Below are 19665 nucleotides of genomic sequence, written 5' to 3'. Positions count from 1 at the left end.
CACCTGCTCAGCGATGCTCGGCATACGCAATGTGCTCCTTGACCGGACTCGAACCATGTCTTGAACGGCCCTGAGGATAAACCCTCGACGGCACCGCGGTCCCGCCCCATCGCCTTGCGGCACAATGCCGTCCAGAGGCATGAGGAAGAGGCCGCCCGGCGTCCGCGCTTCCGTTTTCGAGACGCTTTTCATCTCAACTTGAGACAGCCGAGACACGCTCGCGCCCCGGCTTCGTGCTCGTGGCGGCGGCGCGGTTCGTGCTCTTGCCTCCGGTGAAATCCAGCCCGGGGCGCACCGAATGAATCACTTCCAGGACGGCACGAAGGACCCGGCGAAGGTGCGGGTCCTCTTCGTTGCCTGGTTTCTCCGCGAGGACCGGCGGTGGCTGGGCGCGTTCCTCCCGCCAGAGCGCTTCGAGTGCTCCTACGTGGGCCTGGAGGAGGCTGTCGACTCGACCCGGAAGCGCACGCCCTGGAAGAAGTGGTGGCAGTTCTTCCGCCTGGCGCTGAAGGCCCGGCGGGAGCTGGCCCGGCATCCCCAGGATCTCATCGTCACGGCCTTCCCACAGGTGGGTTTCACCGTGGGGCTGGTGAACCTGCTGACCTTCGTGCGCACCCCGCACGTCATCTGGTACTTCAACTGCGGCCATGAGTACCGGGGGCTCCGCAAGTGGCTGTCGCGGCTCGCGTACCGGGGCGTGGACCGGTGCCTCGTCTACACGCGGCACGAGCGCTCGGTCTATGCGCGCGTCTTCGCCCTGCCGAAGTCCCGCTTCCAGTTCACGCACCTGACCGGCGCGGAGCTGAAGGCGGAGGACTTCCGCGGAGCGCGTGAGGACTTCGGGCTGGCACCGCGCTACATCGCCGCGCTGGGCTCGTCGGGCCGCGACTACGGCACCCTCCTGCGGGCCGTCGAAGGCCTGTCCATGCAGCTCGTCATCGTCGCGCACCCGCATGCGCTCCCACCCGGGCCCGTGCCTCCGAACGTCAAGGTCCTCACCAGCATCCCCCAGCAGGACTACCTGCGGATCATCGCGGAGGCGGAGCTGGTGGCCATCCCCGTCAACAACCGAGAGACGGCGAGCGGACAGATGACCTTGATCCAGGCCATGGCGCTGGGCGTTCCCGTGGTGGCCACGCGGTGCATCGGGACCGAGGACTACATCCGCCACGGAGCGAATGGCTGGTTCGTCGAGATGGGGGACGTGGAGGAGTGGCGACGCACCCTGCGCTCCATCCTGGACGACCCCGAGGAGCGACAACGGCTGGCCACCGAGGCCCTGCGCTTTGCCCGGGAGCGCTTCACGGACCGGACCGGCGCCCGCGTGCTGGCGGCGCTCGCCGAGGAACTGTCCACGCCCCCTGCAATTCATTACAACCAGGCACGCTCCTCGACAGCGACACCAGAATCAGACGCCGAGCATTCCAACGACAGACGCATCTGAGTATGATTGCGCGGCAACCTTCACGGAGGACGCATGCGCACGTTCCTGATTGGCGGTCTGCTGGCGATGGCTGTGGGCTGTGGCGGTCCCATGGAGCAGGAGGAGGAGCCGAACCTGACCTCGCAGGAGGCGCCGCTCCCGGACTGCGCCACCAGCCCGACCAACGTCAGGACCTACTACGACGCCAACAACTGGGTCATTGGCGAGCGCGGGTGCGACTGCGGGGACTGGATCCACTGGGGGCAGATTTCGAGCATCTACGACATCCGCACCTCCTGTTAGGCCCTCCGCGGAGCCGCTGCGGATGTGGACGACGAGCGTGCCGCAACCGCCAACCCCGCAACGCCCGTTGTTGCCTGTCAGGCAACTGTGGCCTCCCAGGCAACGACAGACGTCAATCCATGCCCTGAAGAAACTTCGCCTGGGGTCATGGCGATAAAGACTTGTTGTAGTCCGCACTCCGCGGCTCGACACTTCGAGGCCTGGAAATGCCTGTGTTTCATGGAGCCCGTCGGCTCGCGTTGTGCCTGCTCACGTTCGTCCTCGCCTGCGGTTCCACCGAACCCGATCCGAAGCCTGGGGAGGACGACGACAGCGACAAGGTCGCGGCGCTCACCCTCTCGCCGAACGGGGCGACGCTCCTGGTGGGCGAATCGCTGACCCTGGCCGCCCAGGCGCTCGACGACAGCGGCCACGCGCTCCAGAACTTCCAGGTGACCTGGTCCTCCCAGCTGCCCGCGTACGCCACGGTGGCCGGCGGCCGGGTGACAGGCGTGGCGCCGGGCGGCTCGGTCATCACGGCCAAGGTGGGGTCGGTGAGCACGACCCTGACGGTGATCGTGATGCCGGACGACGCGTCCCGTCCGTCCAGCGACGAGGTCCTGGCGTCCGCGCATGAGGCAGGCCTCATCAACGACGAAGAGCTGCTGGCCTACCGGGTGTACGCCGCGTTCAGCGATCCCCGGCTGCCCCTCCAGTACAAGGCCCGCGTCGAGCCGGCCTTCGACGTCACCCCGCTCGAGGAGCTTCACGCGCGCTTCGATGACCTCTCCGCGCCGATGCAGGACGCGCTCGGGATGTACATGCTGCGCCCGGATGACCCGGGGAGCTGGCTCAACACGCCCCTGCCCGACGCCCGGCTGAGCAGCATGAAGCGGCCCTCCTGCAAGCCCAGCTCCGACGGGTGGTACTCCATTTCGCCGTCCTACGCGAAGGTGAAGGTCTGGTTCGAGTTCGCCATCGCGGGTCAGCGCGAGCAGGCCGCCCTGCTCGATAACGCGATCGAGAATGAGATCTGGCCGAAGCTGATGGCGCTGGGCCTCAAGGAGCCCCTCACCGACGGGGCCTACAGCTGCAACGGAGGAAGCGCCCAGCTCGATCTTTACCTGTCCCGCAACATGAACGGCCGGGGATTGACCCTCCCGGAAGGCTTGGACAACACGCAGGCCGCCACCTACATCCTGCTGTGGGATGGGCTTGGCGATGACGAGCTCAAGGGTGCGGCGGCACACGAGCTGATGCACGCCATCCAATGGTCCTACAAGACGAAGGGCCCGCAGAACAGCTACGGATGGATCCGCGACGCGACCGCGAACTGGGCCATCGACCAGGTGTATGGACAAGCGCCGCAGCTCGAGCACGACTACGCCGATTGCTTCATGAGCAGCCCTGACCTGTCCCTGGAGGACCGCTCCCCGGGCCACTGCAAGTCGCCGGCGGCGGGCCCGCTGGCGGCACGCGACTACGGCGCCTACCTGTTCTTCCAATTCCTGGCGAAGAAGCACGGCCCGAACGTCGTGGTGGCGGCGCTGGAGAAGCTGACCACGGAGACCTCCAGCCTCACCGCGGTGGACTCCTCCGTCCCCGGCAAGCTGGAGAAGACCTGGCCGGATTTCGCGAAGGTGCTCTGGAACCAGGCGCCCATCGACGCCAAGGCGGAGTCCTTCGCGAAGTGGGACCAGCTCACGGAGAAGGTGAAGTTCCACGCGATCAAGGGCGACCTGGCCGGCGCGCCCGAGCACAAGGAAGAGCTCCACGACGAGCTGAAGAACCTGTCCAACCACTACGAGCACTTCACGTTCAGCGACCCGAACACGCGCTCCCTGCTCTTCCACAACGGGTGGTTCAAGAACATCACCGAGTCGAAGGATCCGGTGAAGGTGCTCGCGCTCTGGAACGACGCGAGCGGGACGTGGCACGAGGAGGACTGGAGCGATTACGAGTACGTGGGCCTCTGCCGTGACATGAAGTCGCAGCGGGCACAGGACCTGATCATCATCACCAGCAACGCGAAGTTCGAGCCCGGAGGCGGCGGGAGCCTGAAGGCGGCGAAGACGCCCTACCTCAAGCGCAGCAACGTGGGCTGCTGGAAGTACAAGGGCACCACGAAGGCGGTCCTGCAGGGAGCAGGCTGGTCGGGCCGGGGACATATCCTGGACGCGAACGTGGAGTTCCAGGTGCTGGGAGCCTTCGCGACCTCGGACTACGACCATCCGAACCTTCCGCACACGAAGCGGCTGGGGGCCTTCATGATCATGCCGGTCAGCGGCGACTTCACGCTCGACGTCGACTACAACTCCGGAGGCTGCCGGTACACGCACGGGCCCACGAAGTACGCGATGGTCGCGAATGGAGGGGTGATGTTGATGAACCCCTTCAACGAGTTGAAGTCGCCGGATCCCGACACCCAGGACTGGCTGTCGCACGCCTCGCGCTCGTACACGTCAGCGATTGGTGATGGACGCATCGTGGATCTCGCCGTCAGCGGTGGCCCGGACTGCCGGGGTCCGGAGAAGGATGCCCCCGGGAACATCCTCTTGACGGACACGGGTTCACCGCAGCTCGCGAAGCCCAATGGCGAGCTGTCCGGGACGTTCCCCTACGCGGACTCCACCTTCACCTGGACGCTGCAACCGCAGCTCGAACCCTGAGGCTTGGGGGCTCCCGCGGGAGCCCCCTCTCGAACGCGGCATCCCTGCTCAAGGGTCGTACAAATAGGCCCAGTTCAGCTGCGCTCCGGAGCCGATAATGGTGTTCAGCGGCTGATAAGCATTGAAGTTCTCGTGAGGGTTGCCGTAGCAGAGGTTGGCGGTGCAATACAGCAGACTGCCCGGGTGGCTGCCCGAATAGAGGCTGCGGACAGCCCCCGCCCACGTCAGTATGCGGGTGCCGTCAAAGCGCCGGATGATCGTTCCCAGGTTCAGCCAGCCTTGATAGGCCCCCACCTGCTTGTAAAGACAGAGCTGATTGCCCTGACGCGACGTCTGGTCGAAGAGCCAGAGGCTGGAGCCAGCACACCCACCATCCACGACCAGATCATCCAGGTCCTGCTGGGTGACGCCATCGCCACGGCGCTGGAAAAGCGCCTCGCGGGCCGCGACCTGGGCCCGCTGCTCCTCCCGGGTGATGAACTTCGTCTCCTGGGACAGCGTCCCATCCGGGAGCTGCCGGAGGATGGTCTGCGAAACGAGCCCGTCCTCCTGCCCCTCGGGAGCCTGCGTCAGCGCGTCTTCGGGCTCTCCTCCACATCCCATCAACAGACCGACTGCACAGACGACCGTCCACGGGTTCAAGCGCTGCATCATCGCCTCCTGGGTCCGGGTTGCGCGGATACTGCTTAAGCCAGTCTAGCATGTCTTTGAGAGAATGGATTCACGGCGTTCCGGATGACTGCGAAGGTGGCCTCGGGGCTCACTTCCTCTCCGATCTCCAGACACTGAGCCGCTACCACCTGCTCCACCTTCGGGTTTACGCGTCTCGAGCGCGCGTGAGACAAGGCCCCATGCCTGATTGGAAGCGGCTGCAGCAGCTCAACGATGGGGAGCCCATCTGGTACTCGGATCCCCAGCTCGACACGAAGGACGAGGTCTGGCTCTACAACAAGGGCGGCGCCCTGCGCGTCTGGAGCGAGCGTACGCTCGACAAGGGGGACCCGAACGTCTTCAAGGGGCTCGCGCCCGTCGAGCGACGGCACACCCTGTACCGGCTCAGCACCCTGCTTCACGTCGATGTCGAGGTGCGTGGCGCGCAGTCGCTCGTCTGCCGCGGGACGCTGAACGGCGCGCACCTCGTCTCCCGCATCGAGACCTTCCGCGTCGAAGCCCTGCTGGCGCGCTACCGCAAGCTGGGCTTCAAGGACGGCGCGCCGTGGAACGCGACGAAGAAGTTCGTGACGCGCCGCCAGTATCACCGGGCTCCGGACAAGTACTGGGAGGTCTGCGTGGACGGCGAGCATGTCTTCGAGGACTCCTCGGAGCAGACGACCCTCGCGAGCCGTGAAGCCGCCCTTGCCCGGGCCGAGCAGCGCGTTCGTGCCAAGGAGAAGGCGGGCTTCGTGCTCCACAACATCGAGCTCACCGAAGCCAGGTTCTCCAATCAGGAGCCCAAGCCCGCCCCCGGCGCGCCCAAGCGTGCGCCCCTGCCCAAGGGGCCCTCCTTCCCGAAGCCCCAGGACGCCTTCGAGGCTGTCGACGTGGCCATCGCGCTGCTGAAGGACCTGCACGAGCGTTTTCCCACGGGTCACTTCGTCGCGGAGCAACTCGACGCGGAGAAGGAGAAGAAGCGCATCGCCACGGCCGAGGAGCATGTGTCCTTCTTCAAGCGCATGCACAAGGCGCGCATCGGTCGTTGGAGGACGGCGAAGCCAGGCAAGCCGAAGAAGCGTGAGTCCAGTTGGGATTACTTCCTGCGCGTGTATGGCTCCATCACCTGGATTGTCGGCAGCAGCGCCGACCAGGATCTGCCCCTGTTCCTATGCGGCAATGTCACCGGCGGTGGCTGGAGCTGCCTGGAGGTGGCGGAGGACCTCTACGCGATGGATGACCTCGTCGAAGCCACTGGCAACACGGACCTGGAGGACCTCGTTGTGTTCCACGGCGGGTGGCACACCTCCAGGTCCTTCGCGTTCGACCCCCGCGTGGGGTCCGCCACGGGCGAGCTGGCCATCATCCCGTTCGACGAAGGCATGGAGAAGCTGCCCAGGCCCATGAAGCGCGAGCGCGTGCAGCCCTTCGGCCTGTGGCTCCACAAGCGCGTCACCCAGCTCGTTCGCATCGCGGAGCGGAACCTGCACGAGGCCTAGAACGCGACCTGGAACCGGGACATCACGACGTTCTCGGCTTCCCTGTCACCTTCCAGCGCCCCGCCCACGTAGGTCGTGTGGTGGTAGTTCAACGCGAAGCTCACTCGCCGGTTGAAGGCGAAGCGGGTGGCGACGCCGAAGCCCCGGGCCTGGCTCACGGAGCGGGTGGGGTCCGCGAAGATGGGGAACGCGTCGTCGTCCATGTCCAGGCCCTGATAGCGCACGGAGATCTCCAGCGCGCCGCCCTTGCCTGTCTTGGGGTTGAAGGGCTGGTGGGGCTTGGGGCCCGTGAACGACGCGTCCCCGCCCAGCACATACGACGCATACGCCTGCCACGCGTGGTGGCGCAGGCGCGCGCGCTGGTCACCGACGCTCACCTCTTGTGACGACAGGACGTACTCCGCCAGGAGCCCCACCGGGCCCCAGTAGAAGTAGCCCTGGGGCGACAGACGCACGTGCTCTCCGTCCGCGACGACGGTCGGTCCAGTGGTTCCGTTGTTCAGGAAGCTGAAGATGATCTCCTGGCCGGTGCTGCGCTGCGGCACCAGGACGGTCGTGGAGGTGTTGGTGGAGGGCGTGCCGAACTGGAGGCCCCGGGAGACGGCGACGCCCAGGCCCAGGCCCTGGAGCGCGGAGTCCGTATCGCCCTTGAAGGGCTGGGCGAAGACGCGGGCCACCAGGTCGAAGCTGTCGTCGGTGTTGACGTCGATGCTGGCACCGTCGGGATCGCCGTTGACCACCGCGAACGCATACGAGAGGCGCCCTCCTGCGATGTCGCCGTATAGTTGCAGGCCAGCGTCGCGGATGGGGACCAGGTCGAAGGTGAGCGAGCGTTCGATGAAGGGGACGTCCGTGTTGGCCTGGAGCAACTCCAGCCCGAAGGGCGTCTTGAAGCGGCCGGCGCGCAGGCGCAGCCACTCGACGGGGCGCAGGTCGATATACGCGTCCTGGATGAGCGGCTGATTGACGCCGAAGTCCGGCATGAGCCGGAAGTCCACGAAGCCGAACAGCGTCCCGTCCAGGAAGGGGCGCAGGCGCCGGATGAGGAACGTGTTGTTGGCGCTCCGGTCCGAGTCCGCCACATAGAAGCGGCCGTCCCCCTGGAGCTGTCCGCGGATCTTCAGCACGAAGGCCTTGTCGGCGGTGGAGAAGATGTAGCCCTCCTCGGAGAGCTGGACGCTGGGGGGCTCCGGGGCCTTTTCGGGCTCGGTCGCCTGGGCGCGGGCCGGGGGCGCGGCGAGCAACAGCAACCCCAGGGTGGCGAGGTGGGCGGCGGAGAAGGCGGACACGCGGGACCTTTCAGGCGAGGGGCGCCAGGGACGGGAGGGGGCGCCGGGCACGCACCCTCCCCGCGTGAAAGTGATGCTGTCAAGCGGCCTTTTCGCCGCTGTTGAGCCAGGCCCGTGGACAGACCGTGCAGCGGTCAGCCCGCGCGGGCCCTGGAGCGTGAGGGCAGCTCGAGTTGGGCCTCCACGAGCCGCGAGTAGGCCCCGCCGCGCGCGAGCAACTCCGCGTGCGTGCCCTGCTCCACGATGCGGCCCTTCTCGATGACGAAGAGGATGTCCGCGCCGGCCACGGTGCTCAGCCGGTGGGCGATGGTGACGCGGGTGCATGAGAGGGATTGCAGCGCCTGCTGCACGCGCCGCTCGGTGACGGCGTCCAGCGCGCTCGTCGCCTCGTCCAGGAGCAGCACCGAGGGCCGACGCACCAGCGCGCGCGCCAGGGCCAGCCGCTGCCGCTGTCCGCCGGAAAAGCTGGACCCCTGATCTCCCAGGGGCGTGTCGTAGCCCAGCGGCAGCGCGAGGATGTCCTCGTGGATGCCCGCGCGCGTCGCCGCGTCCACCACGGCCGCCAGCGGGATGGACGGATCCGCGAAGGCGATGTTGCTGCGCACCGACGCGTTGAACAGCCGCGTGTCCTGCACCACGATGCCCAGTTGCTGGCGCACCGAGTCGCTCTCCAGCTCCGTCAGGTCCATCCCGTCGAAGAGCACCCGCCCCGCCTCCGGCCGGTACAAACCCAGGAGCACGCGCGCCAGCGTGGACTTGCCTCCGCCGGAGGGGCCGACAATGGCCGCCCATTGCCCCGGTGCAATCCTCAGCGACACGTCCTGCAGGGACGGTGACTCCAGCGTTCCGTAGCGGAAACGGACGCCCTCCACGGTGATGCCACCGGCCAGCTTCGGCGCGGGCCGCACCTTTCGTGCGTCCTGCTCCGGGGCCGTCTCCAGCAGGTCGTCGATGCGCTCCAGGTAGCCGCCAGCGAGCTGCACCTGCCCGCCCACCGCGACCAGGGAGGCCAGGGGGGCCAGCGCTCCCAGCGCCAGCGCCTGCGCCGTCAGCATCGCCCCCAGCGTCAGCTCGCCGCGCAGCACCTGCCACAGCCCCGTGCCCAACAACACCGACGGCGCGCCCACCTGGAGTCCCGCCGCCAGCGCTTCCACCACACCCTGGTAGTAGCGCTTGCGCGAGGAGGCATTGAGCTGCCGCGTGTAGAGCTCCTCCCAGTGCCCCACCGCCTGTCCCTGCGCGCCGGAGGATTTCAGGACCTCCAGACCGGACAGCATCTCCACCGTGAAGTCCTGGGACTTCGCCTGCGCGTGCATCTCGCTGGCCAGCAACTCCTCGCGCCGCCGCCGCGTCAAGAGCAGCACCAGCACCTGCGCCGCCGCCACGGCCCCCACCGCCAGGAGCAGCGGCCGGCTCAGGCCCGCCAGCATCCCCACCGAGGAGAGGATGAGCAGCCCGTCCAGCATCACCGCCAGCGTGGCCGCGCCCAACGCCTCGCGGATGATGGCCAGGCTGTTGATGCGCATCATCAGGTCGCCCGACGAGCGCTGCTGGAGGAAGGCATACGGCAGCGACAGCAGGTGCCGCACCAGCTGGCCCGCCATGCCCACGTCCAGCTCCACGCGCAGCCGCACCAGCAGGGCCGAGCGCAGCGACGTGGCCAGGACGTGGCACACCAGCACCAGCCCCACGCCCACCCCCAGCGCCGCCAACAGGCTCGTGTCCTGCCGTGGCACCACCCGATCCACCCCCATGCCCATGAAGAAGGGCAGCATCAGGGACAGCACCTGCAGCACCAGCGACACCGCGAAGATGCGCGTCCAGGTGCCTGCGTGCCCGCGCAGCAGGGCTGGCAGGCGGCGCAGCAGGGCCGGCCGCGTGTGGCCTCCCCGGAGCGCGGACGTGGGCTCGAACAGCAGGGCCACGCCGGTGAAGGCGTCGCGGAACTCGTCCCAGGACAGCCGCCGCCGTCCCAGGGCCGGATCCACCACGTCCACCCCACCCCGCCACAGCCCGTCGAAGACGACGTAGTGGTTGAACTCCCAGTGGAGGATGGAGCCGCGGTCCAGCACGGGAACCTCGTCCATGCCCAGGCTCACGCCCCGCGCATCAAGGCCGAAGCGCTTCGCTGCCTCCACCAGCGCCAGCGCGTGCGCGCCTCCGCGCCCCGCCCCCACCGCCTCGCGCACCTCCGCCGGCCGCGCCGGGGCGCCGTGGTACGCCAGCACCATGGCCAGGCACGTGGGGCCGCAGTCCGCCGCGGTGAACTGCTGGAGGAGCGGCACCCGGCGCCACCGCCGCTTCAGCTCACGCCACGTGCCCATGCCTCACCTCCGCCCGCCGCGAGCCTGCGCCCACAGCGCGGCCGCCAGCGACTCCGTGCCCACCTGCACTTCGACCGTGTTCGGGGTGCCCGGCACGTCGCCGCCCGCCGACGAAACGTCGTGCGCACGGACGAGCACGCCCGGCGCCAGCCTCCCGCTCAACGCCTCTGGCACTCGCGTCCCCGTATCCACCCACTCCACCTCGTAGTCGCGCATGCCTTGCGCCGTCCGTGCGCGCACTCGCAGCCCCGGACTCAGCGTGCCCTGGTGCTGTTCGGGCACGGTGAAGAACAGCCGCGTCCGCATGTCGCTCCCGGGCGATGGAGCAGTGGGCGAGCCCAGGGACAACACCTCCACCACCCCTGGGACGCTCACCACGCGGGCCACCGGCACGCGCGTCGCGAAGAGACCCAGGAGCGCGATCGCGACCTCCAACGGCAGCGGCAGCCAGCGCACCCAGCTCGGGTGCTCCAGCCGCACCGGCTCCGCGGCGGGCCCGCGCGCATGGCGCTCCAGGGCCTCGCGCCTGAAGGGCGTGTTCCCTTCCTCATCGGCCATGTCGCGACTCCAGCGGCGTGCGGAAGGACGCGAGCAGCATCCGGTCCCACGCCGGCTCCTCGTCGCTGATGGCCGCCAGCAGCGCGAGCGCGATGCCCACCGAGCCCGTCAGGAAGCTGGCGTTGTCCTCCACCCGGTCCGTGTAGATTTCGCGAGGGAACCACGCCGCGTAGCCACCGACGCCTTCGCCGGGCACGCGCCGCGCCACGAGCCGCGCGAAGCACTCGCGCGCTTCGCGGCCGAAGGCCTCCTCCCCCGTCAGCCGGTACATGCGGTGGAACAGGTGCGCCAGCCCCGCCTCGCCGTGGCACAGCCCGCCGTCCATCACCTCGCGCGTCTCCTCGGGCCGGCGCACCGCGCGCAGGCCCGTCTCCACCGCCACCCGCTCCCACTCCGCGTTGCCCACCGCGCGCGCGGCCATCAGCAGCGTCGCGGCCACACCCGGGTCCCCGTAGCACCACGCCCCTCGCGACACCTGGGAGCGCCGCACCTCGTTGTCCGCGTAGTAGGCGAAGGCGGACAGCGAACTCGCGGGCTGCCGCTGCGCGAGCAGCCACCGCACAGCCTCCTCCAGCGCGGGCCCCACCCGCGCCCGGTCGACGTCGTGCGCCCACGCGGCCGCCAGCAGGCCCACCACGCCCGGGTTGCCGTGGGCCACGCCCAGGTTGTAGCCGCCATCCTGCTGCTTCTTGCGGGTGGTCGTGGGGATGAGCTCCGGAGGGGTCCGCCACGCCCGTCCCTGCGGCCCCAACTCCGACACGGCCAGCAGGTGGTGGACGACGCGCTCCAGGCACCGGCGCGCCCGGGCCCCCGGAAGCCGCTCCAGCGCGAAGACGCCCAGCCCCACCAGCCCGGCGATGAGATCGTAGTGCTGCACCCAATGCTCGACGCCCAGGGCGTCCTCCAGCGCCGCTTCCACTTCCTCCAGCGGATCTTCCTCCGCGCCCAGCTGATCCGGCAGCAGGTGCGCGCCCAGGTGCTGCATCACCCACGACACCTGGACGAAGCCGCCGTGCAGCGCCGGACGCATCCACTGGCGCCCCACCTCCTCCAGCGCACCGTCCAGGAAGCGCGCCGCGTGCTCCGGGTCATCCCCTCCGGGCCACACGCGCGCCAGGTAGCCGTGCAGCAGCGCCTGACTCGACAAGCGCTCCGCGATGCGCATGCCCTTGTGAGTGAAGGGCTTGTGCAGCTCGGTGGTGATGGCACGCACCGTCTCCGCGGCCTGGTCCGCCAGAGTTCCGGTGAGCAGCGGCCGCCACCGGGGAGCCTCCTGATTGGGACGGATGGAATGGGCCATCATGGGCGTGGCTCCTGCGCGCGGGCGCGCGCGAGCTGGGATTGGTAGGTCCTGGCGAGGAAGTCGTAGAGCACCAGCTCCTGCGCGCGCGCCGCGGAGCGCAGCATCCGGTTGGCGTGCATGTGCAGGTGGATGCCGGCAACCGTGGGCAGGGACACGCCGAGCCGGCCCTCGCGCGAGGCCACCTCCAGGCGCCGCCGCACGGGGACAAGCCGCTCCGAGCGCTCGCGCAGCACGGCGAGCCCCTCACTGAGCAGCGGGCTTCTTTCCGCGTCCGGAGTCCAGGCCGCCTCCAATGCGGCGCGGGCCTGCCGGTAGCGGGCACCGAGCTGGTGCGTGAAGGCCGTGTCCATGCGGAACTCCCGCCCGAAGAAGTCGCGGGAACGCTCGGCCACCGTCAGCTTCGCGCGCGCATCCAGGCCCAGGTCCTCCAGCAGCAGATCCATGCCCCGCAGGGTGAGCTGCCACCGGGCCTCCGCGCCCGCGTCCCCATCCCACAGTGCCATCAGCTTCAGCACCGCCTCGCTGTCCGCGTGGAACAACTCCTCGGCCAGGGCCATGCCCTCCGGACCGCCGTAGCGCTCCAGCTCTCGCTCGTACGTGTCGAGTTGCACCTTCCACACCACACCGGCCCGCGCCAGCGGTGCCACCGCGGCGGAGAGCGCCGGCAGTGCGTCGCGATGAAGGCGGGCCGGATCCCCGTGCAGCCGCAGGCGCACGTGCCAGTCTGGATCCTCGAAGCGGATGAAGAACCAGCGGTCCACCACGCCCTCGTGGACGAGCTGCTCCACCAACGGCGTCACCGCGTCGCACAGCACGTCATCCGCGCCAGCGGTGCCCGCGTACAGCTTCGCGTAGAGCCACTCCGAGCCCGGCGCGAAGTGCCGGGGGACACCGGCGGATGGACCACTGCGCGGGGCAGGCACGGAAGCCGTGGGCTCCTGGCGCCGCACCATGGGGAGGAACAGCTCATGGACGAATCTCCCCTCCGGACCGTGAGTGCACAGCGAGTCCGGCCCGACGAGCTGCTCGCGCAGCACGGCGCGGGCGCTGTCCTTCACCAGCGACGCGAGCGTCTCCACGCACAGGACGTTGTCCAGGTCCAACGGCAGCACGTTGTCGCCATTCACCAAGGCCACGTGGCGCGGCAGGCCCAGCCGCTCGCGAAGCGCTTGCACGGCCCGGAAGCACTCCACGCCGCGCGCCGCGCCCAGCGGCTTCAGCACGTCCGGCCCCAGCCGCCACCTCGCCAGCGACAGCACCACCCGGCCGGACACCACCCGCGGCAGGAAGTCCAGGCCCTCCAGCACGCCCCAGTTCCACGACAGGCCCACCGCGCGCCCCTCATGCTGGAGCATGCCCAGGAAGCGGTAGACGCCCAGGCCTCGGGCGAAGTTGTGCGCGGTCGTGAGTCGCGGCAGCACCTCGCGGCCCAGCCGCTTCGAGCGCAACACCACGCGCCCATCCACCACCGACACCCGCAGGTCCTCCACCGGGAGCTGCTGCGCGTCGGGCGCGCCAGAGGCCCCCAGGAAGGGAATCTCGTGCCCGCGCAACTGGGGCCGCAGCAGCACGTTGCCAATGCGTCCCTCCGGCAGGTGCACCACCTCCGCGAAGACGGCGTCCGGGCGGAGCGCCTCCTCGGCTCGCAGGTGCCGCTCCACCGCGTCGCGCAGCGCCGGGTCCCCATGACAGAAGCGGCCCAGGGTGTTGGCGCCAGAGGGTCCTGCCGCGCCGCGCAGCACCAGCGAGAAGTCCCCGCTCGCGAAGGACTCGTCCGATGCGGCCAACACGCTGAAGCCCACGGAGATCGCGTCTGGCGGCGGCACGGGCTTCTCCGAGGACAGCGCTTTCAGGTCCTCTTCGCCCAGCGTCAGCACGCGGGCGCCCGGGCTGGCGGTCAGCCGACGCATCAGGTGCAGCTCGCGCGCACCAAACGTCCCTCCCGCATCCGTCGAGGAGGGGAAGGCCAGCCCGCGCAACAGCGGCGCCCCATCCGCGGCGGGAGCGTTGGACACCTGGAAGCCCACGCCAGACTCCTCGTCGAGCGCCTCCAGCAGCGGCACCTCGCGGCCCTCGTAGCGGCGCGTGAAGGCCTCGCAGAACGCGCTCAGCGGCGAGCGGCCCGCCTGGGGCCCCATGCGCCGGACGAGTTCCACCGCGCGCGTCACCTCCGCCAGCACCTCCGGTCCCAACGTGGCGCCGGGCGCCGGACGGTAGAGGTCCACCTGGAAGAGGCGCGGGAGCTCCACCTTCACGGGAAGCGCTTCGAGCCGAGTGGCGATGGAGAGGTAGGCCTCTTTCGACCGGCCGGGACCCTCCGCATCCAGTCTCGCCAGCTGATCTCCGACGTCCTCCAGACATGTGGCCGCCTCCAGCGCCACCTGCGCGGCCTCGCCGGGACCTGCCTCATGCGCCAGCGCGCGCAGCCGCGCCACCAGGTACGGGAGCGGCTCCGGCCCGGTGACGGGCACGGCCAGCTCCGGCACCAGCAGGTCGTTGTCCACGAGCGTGCGCACGTACCCGGCGGCCTCCTGTGCATCCACCTCCGCGTCCAGCGCGACCAACGTCCGCACCAACTGCTCCGGCCGGGCCCCTGCGCGCGCGTGCTCCAGCACCGCTTCCAGGTACGCATCCGGCCGCACCGAGGACAGGTGGTGCCGGCGCGCCGCGCCCACGTGCCGCGTCTCCACGTAGCGAAGCCGCCCGGCCGCGCGGTACAGGCTGCCATTGGGGCGGTAGCGGAGCACCTCGCGCAGGGCCGGGTGGCGCACCAGCGCCTCCACCAGTCGCGTGAGGTAGTCCATGTCCAGACGGGTGTCGCGCTGGCACTCGCGCACGTCCGCCACCGCCAGGTGCGTGCGCGCTCCCAGGTGCCCCACGGAGCACGACGCGAAGAGGCCGAAGGGTGTGCAGCGCCCCGCCATGCGCAGGAAGTAGCGCACCAGGGCCTGCTCCACCTTGAGGCCGTACTCGCTGTCCGGCGCCTGGAACCAGAGCGGCAGCTCCTCCTCCAGCGAAGGCGACGCGACGAAGAGGGCCTCACGCACCTCCGGCCGCTCCACGTACGCGCGCAGCCTCGTGCGCAACAGCGCGCGATCCGCGTCCAGCGCCTTCGCGAGCGATTCGGTGGCGTGCGGCGCGGTGAGCCGCGAGTTCCAGTGCTCCATTGCGTCGAAGGGCAGGAGCGGAGTGCGCAGGACGAAGAAGTCCGCCGGTTCCATCAGGAATTCGGCGGGAGGCGGGCGCTGCCCCTCGGGAGCGCGGCGGCGGAGCTGGGACATCGCGGCGGACCTCGGAACCAGGTGCGGGAAACGCCCCGGGCCGGCGAGCACCGGCCCGGGGCAATCGCTCACCATGGCTCGGAAGCGGACCTCACCTCCGAGCGCATGGCGCACGCATCAGAAACAGCAGCCGAAGAACTCACCCGTCTGGCAGAGCGCGTTCGTGTAGCAGACGGTGGCCTCGGTCGGATCCGTGCCAGTGCAGGCGACGACGGAGGTCGGGGCGCCACCGGCAACCTGCTTCATCTCGGTCTCGTTCAGCGCGCGCAGGGTGTCCTTCGACAGCGTCAGCTTCTTGGTGGGCTTCTTCATGATTCGTCTCTCGATGTAAGGCCGCACGGAATTGCGCGGTCGAAACGAATTACGAAGCCACCTGGAATTCCTGGTCGTTGCCCCAATCACTTATCAGCGTTCCGCGTCCTGCGGAGGCAGCCACGTGAGCACGTTGCGCGACCACAGATTGCGGAAGGTGGCGACAAGCTTTGCGCGCTCCGCGGGGTCCGTCATCTCGTTGGCGTCGGCAATCTCAGCAATGCTGGTGGTGCCATCCGCGAGCCCGAGCAGTTCCCGCTCCATGTCGCTGGCGCCGAGCCCGGGGGGCAGCAGGAAGCGGGTCGGATCCAGGCCGGTGGTGCGTTCCACGCTCTGCGCCGTGGGGCGCTCCAGGAGATGTGGGTGCACCCACGCGCGGCTCCAGGAGCCCACCGCCAGCGGGCGCAGCGATTCCACGCGCGCGGGCGGCACCTCCTCGCGCAGCACCTGGAGGAGGGCCTCCAGGTTGAGCAGAGCCCGCGCCAGCGGCGGCGCCATGCACGGGGGCACCCGCGCGCCCGCCATCGCGCGCACCGCGAACACGGCGGTGGCGATGGACACCATCACCCCCGCGTTGGAGGCCCCCACGTGCAGGGGCCCCCCGGCGAGCCGCACGCGGCGGCGACCCTCGAAGACGAGCGGCCACAGGTCCGGCCGGGACTCCACCGCCAGGCGCTCCTGCTCCGCCGCGGTCCAATCCGGGTGCGCCTGCTTCGCCTCCTCCAGGCTGACGGACTCCCTCAGCCCTCGCACTTCGTCCCCCGTCAGCACTCCCGCGCGCGTGAGCAGCTCCAGCACGTGCGGGGACAGGCGCGCGCCGCATGCGGCCACCAGCACGTCGCACGGCAGATGACGCGCCTCGCCGCCCTCGTGGTACGTGACGCCGTCGCGGGTGACGCGCACCGCGCTGGCGTTCGGCACCAGCCGCGAGCCCGTGGCCTCCACCAACCGCGCGAAGTGCGGCAACCGGTGCATGCCCCGTGGCGCGCCGCGCATCAGGAGCGTCACCGGCTGGCCCGCCATCATCAGCGCCCCGGCCTGCTCGAAGCCGGAGATGCCACCGCCCAGCACGGCCACGCGCCGGCCGGCCACCTCCGCCGCGGAGCGCAGCCCCTCCCGCACCACCACGCGGGAGCCGGGCTCCACTGAGTCTGGAGGCAGGGGTCGCCGCTCATACCAGGCGGTGACGAGCACCTCTTCGGCGCGCACCTCGATGCGGCCCTCTGGCGTCTCCACCTCCACGGCCACGCCGTCCGAATCAGGGCGCAGGCCCACGCAGCGGTGGCGGCAGCGGATGTCCAGGCGCCCCATCTGGATGACGCGCGCGTAGTAGTGCAGCACGTCCTCGCGCTCGCACTCCAGCGCGTCGCGGCAGTCCAGCGGCAGGCCGCCCACCTCCCAATGCGAGGCGGGCGACAGGTAGACGAGGCCCTCGATGTGGTCATGCAGCGATGCCAGCGGGGTGGCGCCGGACTCCAGGGCCAGGGCGGGGATGCCACGTGCCCGGGCCTCGAAGAGGGCAGCCACCGCGGTGGGGCCGCCGCCAATGACACACAGCTTCGTCGTGAGGATGGTCATGCGCGCGCCAGCCTATACACGGTTCGGATGCCCAAGCGCGATGAGGGCTTTTTTGAAAGGAATCGAGCCAGGATTTCCGCCTCATTTCGTATGGGATGCGGACACGCCGGTGAGCGGGGAAAGCGCATGCGCAGCTTCCAGGACATGGGGAGGCTCCTCCAGGAGCGGTGGCTGAAGGTCCAGCACAGCGAGGAGGCCTTTCCCGACATCGCGGCCGAGGTCCTGCGGGAGCTGGCCCCGCATCAGGCGTTCAAGACGCTGGAGCCCCTGGAGTGGCTCTACGGGACGCGTGACTTCCCAAAGCAGCTCACCACGCGTCCGGGCTTCGGCCAGCCCGCGCTGACGGTGTTCTCCGACGCCCGCCTGCTCATCGACCTGTACTACTGGGTGGACGGCACCACCGACATCCACCAGCACGGCTTCTGTGGCGCCTTCCAGGTGCTCCAGGGCAGCAGCATCCACGGGCACTACCATTCCCGCGGCCACGCGGAGGTGATGGACCGCCTGAAGGAGACCTTCGACGCCGAGGAGGTGGACGGCCAGTCGGACGACATCGCCGCGCTGGCCGCCTCCCTGCGCGAGTCCACGCTGTTCCGGCCCCTCTTCAGGGGCTGAATGGGCGCGGGCTCCCTTCTCATTCACTTCAAGGTCGCGCCGCTACGCTTCGGACTCCGGAGACGCCTGCGCGTCGGGTTGCTTGCTGGCGCGGACGACCGCGACCCACGCGAGCAGGACCAGCAGCAGTGCCGGAAACTCCACGATGAGCCGCGTCGCATCGGCGCTGCCACGCTCGGGGTGGGGGTCCAAGGAGAAGCTCAGCTGGCGCTTCCAGGGCAGCTGGTAGGTCCAGCTGGTGGAGTGGCGGCGACTGAGGAACTTCACCTCCCAATCCGAGGTCGGCCCGGGTTGCGTGGGGCCGATCCCGGTGGCGCTGGCGATATGAAGCCGGATCAATCGCGCGTCGGTCCAGCCCACCCACCATGAACGGCCGTGGATGAAGGGAGACCGCAGCGGCTGGGCGCAGGTCCTGCCCACCGAGAAAGAGTACCAGGGGCTGAGGTACCAGACGGACGTCAAGGCCAAGGCCAGCACCAGGAGTGCCTTCGGGAGAAGACTCCGTGCTCGGGAGCGCCGTGACGAGGGTTCGGACATCTGCCCGCCCACTGTAGCGCCATTTCCCTCACTTCTCGTTAGCGAACGAGGACGAAGGCGGGGCTCCGTTCGATGCCGCAGGCCGCCTCGCGCGTCTGACAGGCGAAGCCCGCAGCCCAGGATTCAAATCAAACCCAAGATAACGGTCAGGTCGTCCGCCCAGGCGGGCTCCCGAGGCTGTTTCAGCCCTTACCCTTCGGACGGCTCACCGTGTACATGACGATGTTGTGGTCCGAGCCGCCGGTCGGGCCAGCCCTCACGTTCGAGACCTTGCACCCGTAGGACATCGCATAGTCAATCTTGCCGTGGCCGTGGCTCTCCACACCGCCATGGGTGGTCATGCCCGCCTGCTGCGCAATCCAGCCGGGCGACCACTTCCCCTTCGTCGACGCCGGCTCGTTCCAGTCGCCGCCGATGAGCAGACCTTCGTCGGGGTTCTTCGCGATCTTCCGCTGTGCGAAGCCAAGCAGCTTCTCGGAGAGTGACTTGTAGGTGCTCACGCGGTTCTTCGGCCCGACGGGCTCCCCGCCCTTCCAGTCGACCGAGGGCGGCTGGTGGGCCGAGACCACCTGCAGCCAACCCGCGAGCTTGACCGCGGTGGCCGCTCGCGGCGGAGCATGGCCACCACGCACGGTGGTCCAGCCGCCGCCCTCGCCCTGGATGGACGTCTTCTGCCCCTGGAGCAAGCTGTCCTTCACGAGGATGCCCGTCTCGCCATGGTCCTTGGCCCCGGGGAAGGTCACCAGGTGGTAGCCGGGGATGTTCTCCAGGGCCTTGTGGTAGCCGTTGATCTCCTGGAGCTGGACGAAGTCGAGCTTGTTCTTCTTGGCGAAGTCGCCCAGCCACTTCTTCACGTCCTGGGGATTGCGGTCGCGCTCGACGTTGTAGGTCGCGCCCTTGAGCTGCGACGGGGTCTTGCTCTTGCTGTCGCTGCCACCGGCTGCACTGGCCTGGGCGGTGGTGCTGCCTTCAGTCCCGGGAGTGGCGGTGGCGCTGATGCGCTTCAGCGATTGGTCCATCCGCTCGCCGACGACCCCCTGCGGCTTCCCTTCCCAGCCGTTGTCGCGCTTGTAGGCGACCACCGCCTTGGCGGTCTTGGCGTCGAAGCGGTCGTCGGCGGTCCCCTTCAGGTAACCGGCCGACTTCAGGCGCTCCTCGACCTTCTGAACGCGGTTGCCAGTGGATCCGACGTGGAGGGGGCGGTGGTGGGCGTTGGTTCGCATGGTTTTCTTGATTCTCGACCATCGAGAGGGAATGTTTCCTCTGTTCGCGCCGACGCGGCAGAGCTTGCCGCACTGCGACATGGCGACCCGGCTTCGTCAGGAAGAATGCAAAGGAACGAAG

General features: G+C 69.3%; 15 protein-coding genes. 5 read left to right on the top strand and 10 right to left on the bottom strand.

What is annotated here, in order from left to right:
- Positions 1 to 298 precede the first annotated feature (298 nt).
- From D7Y15_RS13430 to D7Y15_RS13420, 3 genes are all read left to right on the top strand, one after another.
- A complete protein-coding gene (locus D7Y15_RS13430; RefSeq protein WP_120575762.1) occupies positions 299 to 1444 on the top strand; it encodes a glycosyltransferase family 4 protein in 1146 nt (381 codons plus the stop codon).
- Between the two features lie 33 nt (positions 1445 to 1477).
- Positions 1478 to 1726 (top strand): hypothetical protein, encoded by a 249-nt coding sequence (locus D7Y15_RS13425; protein WP_120575761.1) that lies wholly within the window; start codon positions 1478 to 1480, stop codon positions 1724 to 1726.
- A gap of 206 nt (positions 1727 to 1932) precedes the next feature.
- Entirely contained in the window at positions 1933 to 4374 is a 2442-nt protein-coding gene (locus D7Y15_RS13420) for an Ig-like domain-containing protein (RefSeq protein ID WP_121752825.1), read from the top strand.
- A gap of 48 nt (positions 4375 to 4422) precedes the next feature.
- Here D7Y15_RS13420 and D7Y15_RS13415 read toward each other — a convergent pair whose 3' ends face one another.
- A complete protein-coding gene (locus tag D7Y15_RS13415; protein ID WP_120575759.1) occupies positions 4423 to 5028 on the bottom strand; it encodes a hypothetical protein in 606 nt (201 codons plus the stop codon).
- A gap of 197 nt (positions 5029 to 5225) precedes the next feature.
- On the opposite strand from D7Y15_RS13415, the gene D7Y15_RS45700 reads away from it, so the two are divergent.
- Positions 5226 to 6524 (top strand): hypothetical protein, encoded by a 1299-nt coding sequence (locus D7Y15_RS45700; RefSeq protein ID WP_233596762.1) that lies wholly within the window; start codon positions 5226 to 5228, stop codon positions 6522 to 6524.
- Here D7Y15_RS45700 and D7Y15_RS13400 read toward each other — a convergent pair.
- From D7Y15_RS13400 to D7Y15_RS13370, 7 genes are all read right to left on the bottom strand, one after another.
- The gene (locus D7Y15_RS13400) at positions 6521 to 7813 is read right to left on the bottom strand and encodes an OprO/OprP family phosphate-selective porin (RefSeq protein ID WP_121752824.1); all 1293 of its coding nucleotides are present in this window, start codon (positions 7811 to 7813) and stop codon (positions 6521 to 6523) included. The genes D7Y15_RS45700 and D7Y15_RS13400 overlap by 4 nt on opposite strands.
- Before the next feature lie 134 nt (positions 7814 to 7947).
- Positions 7948 to 10137 (bottom strand): peptidase domain-containing ABC transporter, encoded by a 2190-nt coding sequence (locus tag D7Y15_RS13395; RefSeq protein ID WP_121752823.1) that lies wholly within the window; start codon positions 10135 to 10137, stop codon positions 7948 to 7950.
- Between the two features lie 3 nt (positions 10138 to 10140).
- Positions 10141 to 10695 carry a hypothetical protein gene (locus D7Y15_RS13390; protein WP_120577333.1) on the bottom strand — a complete coding sequence of 185 codons (555 nt, stop codon included), beginning with the start codon at positions 10693 to 10695 and terminating at the stop codon, positions 10141 to 10143.
- Entirely contained in the window at positions 10685 to 11998 is a 1314-nt protein-coding gene (locus tag D7Y15_RS13385; RefSeq protein WP_121752822.1) for a lanthionine synthetase C family protein, read from the bottom strand. Before D7Y15_RS13385 ends, D7Y15_RS13390 begins: the two co-directional genes overlap by 11 nt.
- Positions 11995 to 15279: a lantibiotic dehydratase gene (locus tag D7Y15_RS13380; protein WP_233604937.1), complete on the bottom strand. Its 3285-nt coding sequence runs from the start codon at positions 15277 to 15279 to the stop codon at positions 11995 to 11997. The genes D7Y15_RS13385 and D7Y15_RS13380 overlap by 4 nt, the downstream gene beginning before the upstream one ends.
- A gap of 117 nt (positions 15280 to 15396) precedes the next feature.
- On the bottom strand, positions 15397 to 15591 hold the full coding sequence (locus tag D7Y15_RS13375; RefSeq protein WP_120577331.1) for a class I lanthipeptide: 195 nt from the start codon (positions 15589 to 15591) through the stop codon (positions 15397 to 15399).
- Positions 15592 to 15684: 93 nt separating this feature from the next.
- The gene (locus D7Y15_RS13370) at positions 15685 to 17169 is read right to left on the bottom strand and encodes an NAD(P)-binding domain-containing protein (protein ID WP_121752821.1); all 1485 of its coding nucleotides are present in this window, start codon (positions 17167 to 17169) and stop codon (positions 15685 to 15687) included.
- A gap of 126 nt (positions 17170 to 17295) precedes the next feature.
- Here D7Y15_RS13370 and D7Y15_RS13365 point away from each other — a divergent pair, with 126 nt between their 5' ends.
- Positions 17296 to 17784 (top strand): hypothetical protein, encoded by a 489-nt coding sequence (locus tag D7Y15_RS13365; protein WP_121752820.1) that lies wholly within the window; start codon positions 17296 to 17298, stop codon positions 17782 to 17784.
- Between the two features lie 42 nt (positions 17785 to 17826).
- On the opposite strand, the gene D7Y15_RS44130 is transcribed toward D7Y15_RS13365, so the two are convergent.
- Entirely contained in the window at positions 17827 to 18051 is a 225-nt protein-coding gene (locus D7Y15_RS44130; protein WP_139917880.1) for a hypothetical protein, read from the bottom strand.
- Between the two features lie 452 nt (positions 18052 to 18503).
- Positions 18504 to 19544 (bottom strand): peptidoglycan-binding protein, encoded by a 1041-nt coding sequence (locus tag D7Y15_RS13355; RefSeq protein WP_158624415.1) that lies wholly within the window; start codon positions 19542 to 19544, stop codon positions 18504 to 18506.
- Positions 19545 to 19665 lie beyond the last annotated feature (121 nt).

The organism is Corallococcus sp. AB030 (assembly GCF_003668965.1).
Classification (GTDB): Bacteria; Myxococcota; Myxococcia; order Myxococcales; family Myxococcaceae; genus Corallococcus; species Corallococcus exiguus.
This window is presented reverse-complemented; position numbering and strand designations above follow the sequence as displayed.